The following is a 15253-nucleotide window of genomic DNA, read 5'->3' as shown; positions in this document are numbered from 1 at the left end:
GCTTGAAAAGCTAATTGTATTGTTATATATCATATGTATTTAACAAAGGTTATTTTCGCATGTATTGTTGCTTTTCTCATTAAGAAATTAACACGTACTCAACTAGAGTTCGTGGCATCTTTTCTTCTTTACAACGTTGGCTAACATATAAAACCACTTATTATGGTCCTAACTTATCAATAGCAACAAAGTTTACGAGAAGAGCCTTAACAGAGTATTACTGAGCAGCGCAAACTCTTCAATAGCTAATGTTTCCCCACGACGTTTCGGGTCAATATTCGCACTTCTTAACGCTTTTTCTATCACTTCTTTCTTCTGCTTTCCATTTGGTAATTGATTAACTAAATTATTTAATATTGTTTTTCTTCGTTGTGCAAATGACGCACGAACAATAGTAAATAAGTGATCTTCATTTTCTACATTGACCACTGGATGATCGCGTCTTGTTAAACGGATAACAGCAGAATCAACATTTGGCTGAGGAACAAATACTGTTTTAGGTACTGTCATTACCTTCTCAGCCTTTGTATAATATTGAACAGCAATAGACAGGGAGCCATAATCTTTCGTTCCTGCAGCAGCTGTCATCCGATCAGCAACTTCTTTCTGGAGCATAACAACAATACCCCTGATTGGTATTTGTTCTGTTAGTAATCTCATTATAATCGGCGTTGTAACATAGTATGGTAAATTTGCAACTACCATTAAATCTTTCATTTCACCAAATTCTTCTTTTATAACAAGTTCTACATTTGCTTTAAGAAAATCTGAGTGAATAATTTTAACATTATCGTAAATGCTTAACGTTTCTTGTAATACTGGTAATAATCGTTGATCTATCTCAAAAGAAACTACCTTGTTAGCACTTTTCGCCAAATGTTCAGTAAGCGCTCCAATACCAGGCCCTATTTCAATTACTCCACTCTCTTCAGTTAACTCGGCATGGTCTACAATGCGACGTAACACATTCGTGTCAATTAAAAAATTCTGTCCTAAACTTTTTTTGAAAGAAAAACCATACTTCTCAAGAATTGCTTTCGTACGAATAGGTGTTGCTATATCTTTATTCATGAATTTGCTCCTCCTGTAGCACTTTACGTAATGCAGCTGCAAATGAATCTCTAGATATTTGAAACATGATTAAACGTTTGTGTAGTTGTTTACCATTTGTATAACCAATTTTGAGATATTTGCCTAATCGTTCACGTCTTAATTTTGCCTGCTGACCACCAATTAAACCGGCATCTACTAGATCTTGAAAAGGTATTGCTTCCTGTATATCCTCAATTTCTTGCTTTACATCCTTGAGGGCTTGTTTTATCGCAGTTGGCGAAGCATGCTCGACCCCTATACCTTTTCCATTTTTCCCAATAGCTTCAGACTTTTGCAGAAATGCATGCTTACAACCTGATACTTGCTCAGATATTATTTTTCTTATGCGCTCACCTGGGAAGTCTGGATCAGTAAATATAATAACACCTCTCTTACGTTGCGCTAAGCGAATTTGTTCAATTACAATACTATTTATCGCTGATCCGTTTGTCTCTATCGTATCGGCTTGCACAGCACGTTTAATAGCTACTGTATCATCCCGACCTTCAACAACAATTATTTCTTTTATAATCATTTTTATTTTTTCCTCCAAAAGTTGAAACTTTTTTACCCGTTCAATCGTCTAACATGTAGAAAGTAATTTTCTTTGCCTTTTTATGACTGCTTTTCTACACAATCTATACTAAAACAACTTAGCTTAAACAATTATAACGTAAAAATGCAGAGGATAGAAAAATCCTCCGCATGAACAAAGTGTTAATTAATTATTCTTATTTTTACTTTTCTGTTACCCCATCGATAAGCTTCATCTTTCGTCGGGAAAAACACGTCAATTTTATAGCCTTTAATAGCAGAACCAACATCTCCTGCTATTGCGTAACCATAGCCTTCTACATATACTTTAGTTCCTAAAGGTATAATACTAGGGTCTACGGCAATTACTTTTGCTTGAGGGTTTGCTTTTAAATTTATGCCAGTAGAGGTAATTCCACTACAGCCATTACAACTTGCAGTATATGCGGTAGAAGATACATAAAATTCTTCCCCACCTTCAGTACCACGGGATACTTGAATTTCTTCCTTAGTACCTACAGCTACAACACGGTCAAGACTTTCTTTTAATGTCGATGTATTTACTAATGTTCTTGAAATTTCTTTGCCATTTTCTAAGATAACTTCATATTGTTTTTCAACTAAACCTTCTTTACCTTCAGAAAGAACTTTTGAAGCACCTTTTGATAATTTACTATCTTTTTTTGTAACAACTGCATAGTCGACTGGCTCTTCCACTACATCGGTGACTTTTTCAACTCTCGTCACAGTAATAACCGAATCCTTCTTCACTTGCTCTGTTAAGTTGGGTTCAACACGATCAAGTAATTTGAGAGTGATCTCTTGCTGCTTTAAAAAGTCAGCGACAGTAGTCGAAGTGGACCATACTTGTTTATCTTCTCCGCCGACATTTAGTGTAATTTGAAATGCCTTTTCCAATGTTATTACAACTTCATTGCTTATATCTGTACTTAATTCTGGTCGAATTCGGTCATGACTTGTTAATTCAATATCATTCTCTGCCAGAAATTCTTTTACTGTTTTTGCAGTTGTCCAATACGCTTGCTCTTCCCTCTCATTTACAAAGAGAACAAGCTGTGCTGGCTCCCACACCACTTCAATATTATTACTTATTGGTGTATCCACCGATGGATTTACTTTGTCTGCAGGTTTTACATTGACATCATAATCGTCTAACAGCTCATTAACTGTATTCGCATGTGTATTAACTACCTGCGTATAACCATCAAGAGTTAGAGTAACTCTTTCCTTCGTAGCTTGGAAAATGATAAAGACTAATCCAGCTGAGATAGCTATGAAACTACTAATAATTATAGCTAATCTCTCTTTCTTGAAGGGCTTAAAAAACAGATTTTTCAATCTTGATAACTCGATGAAAAACGCCTCCTTCTCCTCGGAGAGATTATATATAGTTAGTTACTATCTGTCAACCCTGACCTCCTTTTCACTTTCGATATACAACATTATGCAAAAAATAATTAAAAAAGAAAAGGGAGACTTATCGACACTTCCATCACCTACAATAGTAAAGGATGTAGAATTTACTCAAGGTCAGTTATCGTTAGACAAGTCTCTTCAGCAAAAGACAAAGAAATTTATCATTTCATGCCGAATAATTTTTTTGCATTTAAAGTTGTTTTTTCAAAAACTTCCTCAACTGTAATTCCTTTTAAATGAGCAATGGATTCAGCAACATACTTCACATAGCTCGGTTCATTACGCTTCCCACGATAAGGGTGTGGAGCTAAATATGGACAGTCTGTTTCGATGAGAAGATTTTCTAAAGGTATATCCTTTGCAACTTCTTTGGGCTTTTTTGCATTTTTAAATGTGACAGGACCACCGAGTGAAATATAAAAGTTCATATCTATACATTTTTTAGCTACCTCTACACTTCCTGTGAAGCAATGCATAATCCCACCAACTTGTTCAGCATTCTCTTCCTCAAGAATTTGTAAAACATCAGCTGTTGCTTCGCGATTATGAATAATAATTGGTAAGTTCACCTTTTTTGCTAGTGTAATTTGTTTGCGGAATACTTCTTTTTGAACATCTTTTGGTGATTTATCCCAATAATAATCCAACCCCATTTCCCCAATCGCAACTACCTTTGGATGACTTGCCAATTCTTCAATCCATGATAAGTCCTCATCAACCATATCAATTGCATCAACTGGATGCCAACCAACTGCAGCATAAATAAAGTCATACATTTCAGTAAGTTCCATAGCGCGAGTAATTGTTGGACGATCAAAACCAACAACAACAATATGGGATACACCTTCCATTTTAGCACGATTAATGACATCTACTACATCCTCGTCAAATTGCGCTGCATTTAGGTGTGCATGTGTATCAAATAACATCTTAAAACCTCTTTTCAATTATAAAATTCTCTACATTACAATGGTGTTAAATTTAGATTAAATTAAGGTGTTCCACTTTTTAATGAGCGGAACACCTCTAATTAAAATTCTAAAAGTCTTGTTATTCACCTACAAATAAGAAAACAAAGACAACCCTATGCTGTGTACTATATTATTTTACTTTCGTTCCATTAGGCAGATTTTGATTAACAGATGCTAAAGATAGCATGCCCTCATTTTTACCTGCTAGAATCATTCCTTGTGATAATTCGCCACGAAGTTTAACTGGTTTTAAGTTCGTTACACATATGACTTTTTGTCCAACTAACTCCTCAGGCTTATAATGCTCTGCGATTCCTGATACCACTTGACGTTGTTCATACCCTAAATCTAATTGAAGTTTTAACAATTTATCAGCTTTTTTTACTGGCTCAGCATGCATAACTTCTGCAACCCGTAAATCTATTTTCAAAAAATCATCAATCGTAATTTCATCTAGTTCAGGCTCAGCTTTATCAGCTTTCTCAGTTTTCTCATTTTTTTCAACAACATCACCTTGCATTTGTTGTTTAATATACTCAACCTCTTCCTCCATATCCAGCCTTGGAAATATAGGTTTCCCTTTGTTAACTGTAACATTTGGTGGAATAAGCCCAAATTGTGCTAAACTATCCCATTGCTTTAATTTTTCATCAGTAATTCCCATTTGCTCAAACATGAGTGACGGTGTCTGAGTTAAAAATGGCTGTAATAGAATTGCAACTCTACGAAGTGATTCCACTAAATGTGTCATAACTGAAGCAAGCTGTTCTCTACTGTTTTCATCTTTCGCTAACAACCATGGCTGGGTTTCATCAATATATTTATTTGATCGACTAATTAGTTGCCACACGGAAGAGAGCGCAACTGAAAACTCCATTTTCTCCATAGCATCACTATATTTTTCTACAACTTTTTCATTCATTGTTACAAGTTCATTGTCAAAATCTGTTTTAGAGCCGTTATATTCAGGTATCTCCCCATCAAAATACTTTTGAATCATAGCAATGGTTCTATTTAGTAAGTTACCTAAATCATTAGCCAAATCAAAATTTATCCTTTCAACAAACCCTTCAGGCGTAAACACGCCATCTGCCCCAAAAGGAACTTCTCTAAGTAGATAGTAACGTAATGCATCTAAGCCATATCGGTCAATTAAAGATACGGGATCAACAACATTACCTTTCGATTTCGACATTTTGCCGTCCTTCATGAGAAGCCAACCGTGAGCAAATACTTTCTTTGGTAGCGGTAAGTCTAATGCCATTAGCATTATAGGCCAATAAATAGTGTGAAAACGTACTATTTCTTTACCAACCAGATGTACATCCGCTGGCCAATAAGCTTGAAATTTTTCATCATTTTCTGAACCATATCCCAATGCCGTAATATAATTTGTTAAAGCATCTATCCACACGTAAATGACATGCTTAGGATCACCAGGAACTTTTATTCCCCAATCAAACGTTGTTCTTGATACAGCTAAGTCCTCTAAGCCAGGTTTAATGAAATTATTAATCATTTCATTTTTTCGCGATTCTGGCTGAATAAAATGAGGATTGTTTTCGTAGAATTTTAGTAGTCGATCAACATATTTCCCCATTTTAAAGAAATATGATTCCTCTTTCACTTTTTCTACAGCACGTCCACAGTCTGGGCATTTTCCGTCGACTAATTGACGTTCAGTGTAGAAAGATTCACATGGTGTACAGTACCACCCTTGATAAACATCTAAATAAATATCTTCCTGTTTAACAAGTTGATTAAAAATCTTCTCAACAATATCTTTATGCCTTGTTTGCGTCGTCCGTATAAAATCATCATACGAAATATCTAATTTTTTCCACAAATCCTGTATTCCTGACACGATGTCATCTACATACTTTTGAGGTGAAATCCCTTTTTCATCAGCCTTTTGCTGAATTTTTTGACCGTGTTCATCCGTTCCCGTTAAATACATCACATTATAACCTTTAAGCCTTTTATAACGGGCCATTGCATCACCAGCGACCGTTGTATAAGCATGTCCTATATGCAACTTGCCGCTCGGATAATATATTGGGGTAGTAATATAAAAGTTATTAGCTCCTTGTTTCATCTTTTCCTCCTTATGTAATAAACAAATCAATAATTATAAACCTTAGTTTACTATAAAGATAAGCTTCTTTAACTAATGTATAGGATTTATTGTTTATTTTATTTTAAAACGTATAGTCAAATCAAATTTCAAATTTTATTAGTATTTATTTTCCAGTAGTTTTTTGTCGATTTATAGTTGAAATTTGTCGAATTTTATTTATAATAATTCTTAACTACATTGGTAAATTGTTTGAAAATGTTAAAAATAAATGGATTATTTTCAAAATATTTACCATTTAGTGATATTATAGCATTTTAACTTAAATCCTATTAAAACAATAGTTATCTCTATATATAATACCATTTTTTTAAAAACACTACATATATTTCAATTAAATTTATTGACTAGCATGGGAAACACTGGTATTATTAAGAAAATAATTATTTGTCGAATAATGACGAATTTAAGAGATAATAAAATTTTTGTATTAGTGAGAGGAGTATTTATTATGAAATCTACAGGTATAGTTCGTAAGGTTGATGAGTTAGGTCGTGTAGTAATACCGATCGAACTTCGACGTACACTAGGAATTGCAGAAAAGGATGCACTAGAAATCTACGTTGATGATGATAGAATTATTTTGAAAAAGTACAAGCCTAATATGACTTGTCAAGTAACAGGGGAAGTATCTGATGATAACTTTACTCTTGCCGAGGGTAAAATTATTCTAAGTCCTGAAGGTGCAGAAAAGCTAATAGATGAAATAAAATCAAACCTAGTAAAATAATGAAGTTATCATAAAAATAAGCGCCTTGCATCCCCATTATACGGAATGTCTAGAAGGCGCTTTTTTCTTTTTGTTTGGCTATTTTTCATAAACTTTGTTATTTTTACTTTAATTTGAGAAACTATTGTAGTGTATTATATGACTTTTATAGTCTTTAGAGAAGAAAAGATGTCCAAAACATTAGTAATATTCGCGTTTAACTCTTATTGCGAAAAGAAACAACTAATGTGAAACATCCTTTTATTTCCTAGGAAAAAGGATGTTAATTTGTATTCTACCTTATATGGTATTGTTGATAAACTTCTCTTTTTACCATATCTCTATCTTTTGCTACTTTTTTTATCGCATCCTTTGAAGTGTACGATTGTTTATTTATATAATAATCGATATGCTCTACAACAGTTAATTCTTCCCACCACTGATTTTCCATTTGACTTTCTTTACTACTTCCTTCTACTATAATACAAAACTCACCACGCACATTCGATTGCTGTGACCATTGAAATAGATCTTGTATCGTTCCCCTAATAAATTCTTCATACTTTTTTGTCAGCTCTCTAGAAAGGACTGCAGGGCGATCACCTAATTGTTCTAACATTATTTTTAACGTCTCTTGCAACCTATGCGGTGATTCATAAAATATCATCGTTTCTTGTACTTGGTTACAAAGCTCCAATTGTTTACGTTTTTCTTTTTTGTGACGAGGTAAAAAGCCGTAGAAATAAAAAGGTTGTGTTTTTATTCCAGAAGCAATTAACGATGTTAATGCTGCATTTGCACCTGGCAATGGAATCACCTTGTACTGCTCTTTTAATGCTGCAACAACAATTTCAAAACCTGGGTCAGAAATTGTCGGCATCCCTGCATCACTAACTAATGCTACCTTTTTTCCTGATTTAAGCAGGTTTATTATTTTTTCGCCACTCGTGTCTTTATTATGCTCATGATAACTCATGACTGCATTTGATATTTGAAAGTAATTCAATAGCTTTTTCGTTTGTCTTGTATCTTCTGCTGCTATAATGTCTGACTCTTTAAGTATACGTATTGCTCTATATGTCATATCTTCTAAATTACCGATAGGTGTTGGAACAAGATATAAGCATCCTTTTATATCTTCATTTTGAAAGCTGTTTTGTTGCCACATACTTTAGCTTGTTCTCCTTTGCTATAAATTGCTCTTTCTTCTGTCGTGTTTTAAGTTGCTTGAAATCCCATTCTGCCCGAAGTGCTTCACTTTTTGTAGCATACGATTTGGCAAACAGTAATGATACGGGAATACGTCCTCTCGTATACTTTGCCCCTTTGCCCTCATTATGGGTTCTTATGCGTTTCTTAAGGTCATTTGTATAACCAGCATAATAGCTTCCATCACTGCATTCTAACACATATAAGAAATGCTGTTTACTTTCCATATAGAATGTTCCTCACATCGTCAGTATATTCATTGTGTTCATTATATACTACTAGCGGGGGTAATAACTTCAAATCTGGGCTTCCATCTTTGGTCGCTTCAATTAATAGGGTATTTGCTTCTCTTCCATGTCGGGGATAAACGAATTGTAATCTTTTTGGCTCTAAACGATAATTTCTCATTAAAGTAATCATGTCAATAAGACGACCTGGTCGATGCACAAATGCCGCTTTCCCTCCCTGTTTAAGTAGCATACTACTTACTCTAATTGTATCCTCTAGCGTACAATAAATTTCATGTCTAGCAATAGCTAAATGTTCATTTTTATTAATTTCTTCATTACTAGGTGTTGGAAAATAAGGTGGATTACAAGTAACAATATCAAACTTTTCTTGCCCTAATAATGTGGGCATATCTTTTATATCGCCATGAATAAATTTTATTCGGCTATTTAGCTTATTAAATGCAATTGTTCTCTCAGCCATCTGATAAATTTTTTCTTGGATTTCGACTCCTGTAATATGCCCTTTTGTCCTTTTACTAAGTAATAGTGGAATAACGCCATTTCCAGAGCATAAATCAATTAAATTACCCTTTTGAATTGGTACATAAACAAATTTAGCTAATAAAACTGTATCTAGTGAAAAGGCGAACATCGATGGGCTCTGAATAATTCGCATATTTTCACCAAGTAAATGATCTAATCGCTCATCCCCTATAAGCTTAACCATCATAGACACTCCTTTTTGTTAACAACAATGTTGTCTTTATTAAGACTAAACACATTCGGCACCTTTTCTTAGCATATAATACACTTCTGTCACTCAAATTTAAGTGAAAAGTGCCTAATTAAATGTTCAACACTTCTTTATTAAAATTCCTAGTAAAAATAGTCTTCCAAAGTGGAAGACTATACATTATTTTTTATTTAAAAATGATAAACAAAACAAGCAATCTCCTTCTGCACGAACACTACCATAGTGAACATTACATATATGAAAGCCTTCTTGATATAAACGGGCTAAATTATCATAACCCTCCCCAATATCAACTTGCTTATTTTGTTTCCTTTTGTTATTAGATTTGTTCTTCTTTAATTTTTTTGGCTCTTCTGAGGTTTGCTCTAATCTACGTCTAAGATGCTCATTCTCAATTATTAAATGGTGATTTTCTTCCAATAATTGTGCAAGATGATCTTTGAGCTCTCCCAGTTGACGATATAAATGCCCTATTTGCTCCTCCATACTGCTTACTGAATGGAAAATCTCTTTTTTATCCACAAAATCCACCTCATTAATCTGTGGCTTGAATTGATACAGCTCCCTCGTTCATTAGTTCATCCAATGTGTATTCAATTACTCGTTCTCTATCGTTTAATTCGACTTGTAATACACGTTCTAATATATTCAATCCAACTACACGGCCTGCTCCATTAGGTGTTACGATCTTCTCCCCAATATCAGGTAGCAGTTGTTTAGCAGATTCGTATTCATCATTTTCATACTTTAAGCAACACATCAACCGGCCACATAGACCAGATATTTTAGTAGGATTTAAAGAGAGGTTTTGGTCTTTTGCCATTTTTATAGAGACTGGCTCAAAGTCCCCTAAAAATGTCGAACAACAGAGCATTCTTCCACACGGACCTATACCACCTAACATTTTGGCTTCATCACGAACACCAATTTGACGCAATTCAATTCTTGTTCGAAAAATAGCTGCAAGATCTTTCACTAGTTCTCTAAAATCAACGCGGCCATCTGCTGTGAAGTAGAAAATCACCTTATTTCGGTCAAAGGTATACTCTACATCTACTAATTTCATCTCCAAGCCATGTTGATTAACCTTTTCGATGCATACTTCATATGCTTCTTGTGCAGCCTGTTTATTCTCTTCAACAATAAGTTTATCTTTTGATTCAGCAATTCTAATAACTTTTCTTAATGGAAGAACTATGTCGCTCTCATCAACTTGTTTTTTATTTATAACTACCTTGCCGAATTCAATTCCACGTACTGTTTCTACTATAACAAATTCTCCATCATCTATTTTAAATTCCCCTGGATCAAAATAATAAATTTTCCCAGCTTTTTTAAAACGTACACCAACTACATCATACAAATTAAAATCCCTCCTGCAAATTCAATACAAGTTGCTCCATTAATAAATGTGGATTCATGTTGGTGTGTAAACGACTTTTGGCCTCTAAAATTGCTGACATTTGTTCAGCAATATGATTTTGAGAAATATGAAGGGCATATTGATTTAATTTTTCTAATTGGTCAGTATACACAACGTATTCATTTTCACCTAACTGAATATATAGTAAATCTTTTAACAAAAGTAATAATAAGTCTAAACTACTATCAAGCTTGTCTTTATCATTGAAATGAGAGAGCCACTTCTCTTGAATATATAATAAAGCTTTAGCATAATTCATATTTAGCATTTCATATAATTGTATCACTATCATCCTTGATTGCGCAAACCAATCATCTTGACATAATTCTGTTGCTTCTTCAAAATTATTGGTCAATTGAGCCACAAGTGCAGCTAAATGGGGTGGAGCCCCTTTGTCTAGTAGGAAATCTTTCATAACAATTGAAGCAATTGGTTGAAAAGATAACACTTGACAACGAGAAATAATAGTATTTAACATTTTTTGTATATTTTCTGTAAGGAGAATAGCTATTGTATCAGAATCAGGCTCCTCTAAAAATTTCAATAGACTGTTAGCAGCATTTGTCGTCATCCGATCAGCATGTTCAATAATATATAACTTTTTGGATGACTCTACTCCAGTTTTAGAAAATTCACTTTGTAAATCTTGAATTTGTGATTTTTTAATTGAATGGCCATCTGGTTCAATGATATGCACATCAGGGTGGTTTTTCGAATCTACCCTACGACAATTAATACAATTTTGGCAAGGCATGCTTCCATTCAAATGTTTACATAACATGCTTTTAGCTAACATAAGGCTAACATGTTTTTTCCCTGTCCCTCGACCACCTTCAAATATATATGCGTGGGCTACTCTATCCTTAAGTATACTATTAGTGAGCATTTTTATTATTGTCGGTTGATAGGTTTCTAGCTTGTCCCACGTATCATTTACCACAAACATCACTCTCTTACGTATACAAATTTATTAATAATCCTTTTATAATCCCTATTTTATTTAATAGAGAAATTGAATTACTTTCTTGATCAATCAGTGTATCAGCTAAATCAATCAATTCTTGATCGATGTTTTCGATAATTTTTAGCTTTCTACCTTGTCCTCTAGCATTCCAACTATGAGATTGCTTTAAGTCCATGCCGAAATCAACAGCTTGCTCAACAAAGCGTTTCACTAACGCTTTATATTTAGTTAAATCTTTAAATGTTCTTGAGCGAGCGAGCAGATTACCAGCTACTTCAATATCTTTCATAAGCTTGTTTAATTGTTCAACATGCATTTTCGAATCTTGTTTCTGTACAAGCTCATGAAACTTCATTTGATTACTAGATGATTGCTTAATTTCTGGTTGAGCCTTTTCAATGGTTGTCTTTACATCTTGATTAATTTTCATTATAAATACCTCATATCCGTCTAAAATTGGTGAAATTGATCGATTGGAAGAACAAATACTGTAGCTCCTCCTACCTCTACTTCAACCGGATATGATGCGTAAGTATCTACATTTCCGCCCATTGGAGAAATAGGGGCAACTAATTGATCACGATGTTGGCAACTTTCTTTTATGACCTGTAAGGCTTTTTCAACACGAATGTCTTCTGTACCAATTATAAATGTTGTATTTCCAGATTTTAAAAAACCACCAGTACTTGCAAGCTTTGTCGCTCGAAAATTATGGTCAACTAGTGCATTTGATAATCGATTACTATCCTGATCTTGGACGACTGCTAAAATTAATTTCATAACATCAGCCTCCTATCATTTTATCACGAAATTTCTATATCATCATGTTTAGGATGTTGGAAAATATCGTTTATGTTTCGTTTATTATAACATCATTTTCCATCACTTTATCTAGGTACTTATCATGTGTTTTAAATTATTATTGTTCATGCACTTCTATAAAATGTTCTATATGCATTTTTGCTTCATTAAACACTTCTTCAAGCGGCCTGTCTGCCTCGACTAGTCTAATACGATCTGAAAAACGGTCAACTAGTAATAAATACCCTTCACGCACCCTCTCATGAAAGGAGATATTCTCCATATCCAACCTATTAACCTCTCTTTTATTATTTTGTTGAATTCTTTGTAGTCCGACAATCGGTTCAATATCAAAATATAAAGTAAAATGAGGCATTAAGTTGTTAATGGCAAACTTATTTATTCCAAAAACTTCATCAATACCAATTCCTCTAGCATAACCTTGGTAAGCGAGTGAGCTATCTATAAAACGGTCACACAATACTACTTTCCCTTCTTCTAAGGCTGGGATTACTTTTTCAACGAGATGTTGACGTCTTGCAGCTGCGTATAACAAAGCTTCTGTACGACCATCCATTTTATCGTTATTTTGATCTAATATTACTTTCCTAATTTGCTCTGAAATGGCAATTCCACCAGGTTCACGAGTTGAAATGACATCATACCCTTTTTTATATAAATAATTTGCTAATTTATCAATGATTGTTGTTTTTCCAGCACCTTCAGGGCCTTCGAATGAAAAAAAATATCCAGACACTCAATATTCTCCTTTGCTATCTATCAAAAATTTCTATCTCGTTTTGCTTCAATAATTGTCCACCATGAAATTTAGCACCCAATGCCTTAAAATTAAGGATTCTTTCAATATGAGATTCTGTAATTTCTTCTCCTACTATTAAAAGTGGTACTCCTGGCGGATAAGGTATTAACATTTGAGCACATAATTGACCTACCGCATCTTTTAACGGAATTACTTTCTTATTGTAGCTTTTTAACTGGCTATATGAAATAGTTAAAGTGGAAATGTTATCGTTCGAATACATTTTTACGTTAGAACTCTTCGACTTAGTTATTTCGACAGAACGTAATATATTTTCTATAGTAAGTAACGGCTTAAATAAGTTATCATTATTTGATAATGGAAATATAAACAACACATTATCAGGATCGGCTAATTCTGTATAAACTCCATAATCCTCAAACAATTTTTGAAGATCATACCCAGATAATACACAATCAGATTGAATGGTAACCTTCAATGGATCAGTTAGTATAGATGGATTGTTTGTTCTCACTACTTGAATTTGTGGTATAGAATGTAAAATTTCTGTATATTGATTTATTTTCTCAACAAGTTGATTGATTTTGAAAGTATCTTTCATTTCGTTAAGATAGTATCTTGCTAAATCTAAAGAAGCCATTATGGGATATGAGGGACTACTTGTTTGAAATAGCTGTAAGTAATACACCAAATTATTTATATCAACAATATTACTTTTCACATGAATAAATGAGCCCATAGTCATTGCGGGTAAGGTTTTGTGTGCGGAATGAACAACAATATCCGCTCCACACTCAATTGCAGAAATAGGGAATGGCTGACCTAGATTAAAATGAGCACCATGTGCTTCATCAACTAATACTGTAATATCATAATCATGAGCATATGAAATAACCTCTGTTAAGTTAACTGAATGCCCAAAATAATTGGGATTTGTTAAAATGATAGCTTTCGCTTTAGGATGTTCTTTAATTGCTTGTTTAATCGTTTCAATTGGGACATGAGCTGCAGTTTTTACTTTGTCATCATAATAAGGGGCTAAAAAAACTGGCTTAACCCCTGCCAATTGAATACTATTAAAAATAGACTTATGACTATTCCTTTGTACAAGAACAGTGTCATTTTCCTCACATACAGCAAGTACCATTGCTAAATTACCAGCTGTGCTACCGTTAACTAAAAAAAAGCTCTGGTCTACACCATATAACTCAGCAGTTAATTGTTGCGCTTGTGCAATAGCAGATTCAGGTGCATGTAAATCATCTAGCCCTGTTAATTCAGTCGCATCTATCCTTAATATATTTTCAAAGAAGTGTAAACCTTTTTTGGGGAAGAGAGCACCATATTTATGACCAGGAACATGGTATGAATGCGGGTTATTATTAGTATGTTGAACTAACGCATCAAACATAGGTGTTAATTTTTGATCCATTACTACTCCTTCTAGAACTGAAATATATACTTTCCATACCTCATTATTATAACTTATTTCAGGGCTTAAATCTTATTAAATAAGGTCAATTACAACAGTAATTATTTGCTTTAAGATTAAGATCTAAACATTGTTATTATGCGACTATCCACCTATAATACATAATGTCCACAAGAAAAAGAGCCTTAATAAAAACACCTATGTATCTTACTACACAAGTGTTCAGTAATTAATTATATTATTTCAGTCAATAATTATTTGTAGTGTGATATGGTACTAATCTATGAAGATGTTGCCTTCTTTAACTGTTGTAGATAAAACTGATACTTTGGATCGCTCGTATCTGTTGTTATCATATTCTTTTCACATTCAATACAAATAAATGTCTTATATAAATGAATCCCTTGATACTTTCTCTGTTCACATATTAAACACGTTTCCCCAATGAGTTGTTGTTTTACTACAAGTGAACTCAACACCTCCACCTCCATACACATATTATCATCAGTATTTTTAAAATTTATACATAATTTAGAATTTTGGTTATAGAATATTTTTTTATTATTTCTATTAGTGTATTTCTCATTTAAAATAAATGTGTATGTCTATATCCAATAAGTACAACATATCTTCTAAATTTTTTAAGTATACACATTCAAAGAAACTTATACATTGCAAAAAAAGCCTACAAAAAAAGCACAGAGCCTAATGCTCTGTGCTTTTTAATTGCCTGGCAACGTCCTACTCTCACAGGGGGAAACCCCCAACTACCATCGGCGCTG

17 protein-coding genes are annotated in these 15253 nt (G+C 33.6%); 1 reads left to right on the top strand and 16 read right to left on the bottom strand.

The features are described from left to right. Nucleotides 1-192: 192 nt before the first annotated feature. From rsmA to metG, 5 genes are all read right to left on the bottom strand, one after another. Nucleotides 193-1071 carry a 16S rRNA (adenine(1518)-N(6)/adenine(1519)-N(6))-dimethyltransferase RsmA gene (gene rsmA, locus SLH52_RS20840; protein ID WP_320211128.1) on the bottom strand — a complete coding sequence of 293 codons (879 nt, stop codon included), beginning with the start codon at nt 1069-1071 and terminating at the stop codon, nt 193-195. After that, entirely contained in the window at nt 1064-1627 is a 564-nt protein-coding gene (rnmV, locus tag SLH52_RS20835) for a ribonuclease M5 (RefSeq protein WP_214484093.1), read from the bottom strand. Before rnmV ends, rsmA begins: the two co-directional genes overlap by 8 nt. 182 nt (nt 1628-1809) lie before the next feature. Next, nucleotides 1810-2985, bottom strand: coding sequence for a ubiquitin-like domain-containing protein (locus SLH52_RS20830; RefSeq protein ID WP_320211127.1), 1176 nt, complete (start codon nt 2983-2985; stop codon nt 1810-1812). 239 nt (nt 2986-3224) lie between these two features. Beyond that, entirely contained in the window at nt 3225-3992 is a 768-nt protein-coding gene (locus SLH52_RS20825) for a TatD family hydrolase (RefSeq protein WP_320211126.1), read from the bottom strand. A 172-nt stretch (nt 3993-4164) separates the two neighbouring features. Then, on the bottom strand, nt 4165-6156 hold the full coding sequence (gene metG / locus SLH52_RS20820; protein ID WP_320211162.1) for a methionine--tRNA ligase: 1992 nt from the start codon (nt 6154-6156) through the stop codon (nt 4165-4167). Nucleotides 6157-6619: 463 nt separating this feature from the next. Between metG and SLH52_RS20815 the strand changes: the two genes are divergently transcribed. Then, a complete protein-coding gene (locus SLH52_RS20815; RefSeq protein ID WP_320211125.1) occupies nt 6620-6898 on the top strand; it encodes an AbrB/MazE/SpoVT family DNA-binding domain-containing protein in 279 nt (92 codons plus the stop codon). A gap of 274 nt (nt 6899-7172) precedes the next feature. Here the strand turns inward: SLH52_RS20815 and rsmI are convergent, their stop codons facing one another. The 11 genes from rsmI to SLH52_RS20760 form a co-directional block, all read right to left on the bottom strand. After that, entirely contained in the window at nt 7173-8045 is an 873-nt protein-coding gene (gene rsmI, locus SLH52_RS20810) for a 16S rRNA (cytidine(1402)-2'-O)-methyltransferase (RefSeq protein WP_320211124.1), read from the bottom strand. Next, nucleotides 8017-8313: a GIY-YIG nuclease family protein gene (locus tag SLH52_RS20805; protein ID WP_320211123.1), complete on the bottom strand. Its 297-nt coding sequence runs from the start codon at nt 8311-8313 to the stop codon at nt 8017-8019. Before SLH52_RS20805 ends, rsmI begins: the two co-directional genes overlap by 29 nt. After that, nucleotides 8303-9043, bottom strand: a complete 741-nt coding sequence (locus SLH52_RS20800) for a tRNA1(Val) (adenine(37)-N6)-methyltransferase (protein WP_320211122.1) — start codon at nt 9041-9043, stop codon at nt 8303-8305. Before SLH52_RS20800 ends, SLH52_RS20805 begins: the two co-directional genes overlap by 11 nt. 186 nt (nt 9044-9229) lie before the next feature. Beyond that, nucleotides 9230-9592 (bottom strand): DNA replication initiation control protein YabA, encoded by a 363-nt coding sequence (gene yabA / locus SLH52_RS20795; protein WP_214484101.1) that lies wholly within the window; start codon nt 9590-9592, stop codon nt 9230-9232. A 13-nt stretch (nt 9593-9605) separates the two neighbouring features. After that, nucleotides 9606-10433, bottom strand: a complete 828-nt coding sequence (locus SLH52_RS20790; RefSeq protein WP_214484102.1) for a stage 0 sporulation family protein — start codon at nt 10431-10433, stop codon at nt 9606-9608. A 1-nt stretch (nt 10434) separates the two neighbouring features. Continuing rightward, complete coding sequence (gene holB / locus SLH52_RS20785) at nt 10435-11439, bottom strand: DNA polymerase III subunit delta' (RefSeq protein ID WP_320211161.1); 1005 nt, start codon at nt 11437-11439, stop codon at nt 10435-10437. Between the two features lie 7 nt (nt 11440-11446). Continuing rightward, the gene (locus SLH52_RS20780; protein WP_320211121.1) at nt 11447-11887 is read right to left on the bottom strand and encodes a YaaR family protein; all 441 of its coding nucleotides are present in this window, start codon (nt 11885-11887) and stop codon (nt 11447-11449) included. Nucleotides 11888-11907: 20 nt separating this feature from the next. Continuing rightward, complete coding sequence (locus tag SLH52_RS20775; protein WP_214484105.1) at nt 11908-12237, bottom strand: cyclic-di-AMP receptor; 330 nt, start codon at nt 12235-12237, stop codon at nt 11908-11910. A gap of 139 nt (nt 12238-12376) precedes the next feature. After that, entirely contained in the window at nt 12377-13015 is a 639-nt protein-coding gene (tmk, locus tag SLH52_RS20770; protein ID WP_320211120.1) for a dTMP kinase, read from the bottom strand. A gap of 16 nt (nt 13016-13031) precedes the next feature. Then, entirely contained in the window at nt 13032-14471 is a 1440-nt protein-coding gene (locus SLH52_RS20765; RefSeq protein WP_320211119.1) for an aminotransferase class I/II-fold pyridoxal phosphate-dependent enzyme, read from the bottom strand. A gap of 281 nt (nt 14472-14752) precedes the next feature. Beyond that, on the bottom strand, nt 14753-14947 hold the full coding sequence (locus SLH52_RS20760; RefSeq protein WP_320211118.1) for a sigma factor G inhibitor Gin: 195 nt from the start codon (nt 14945-14947) through the stop codon (nt 14753-14755). Between the last annotated feature and the right edge of the window lie 306 nt (nt 14948-15253).

The organism is Cytobacillus sp. IB215665 (genome assembly GCF_033963835.1).
Classification (GTDB): Bacteria; Bacillota; Bacilli; order Bacillales; family SM2101; genus Nanhaiella.
This window is presented reverse-complemented; position numbering and strand designations above follow the sequence as displayed.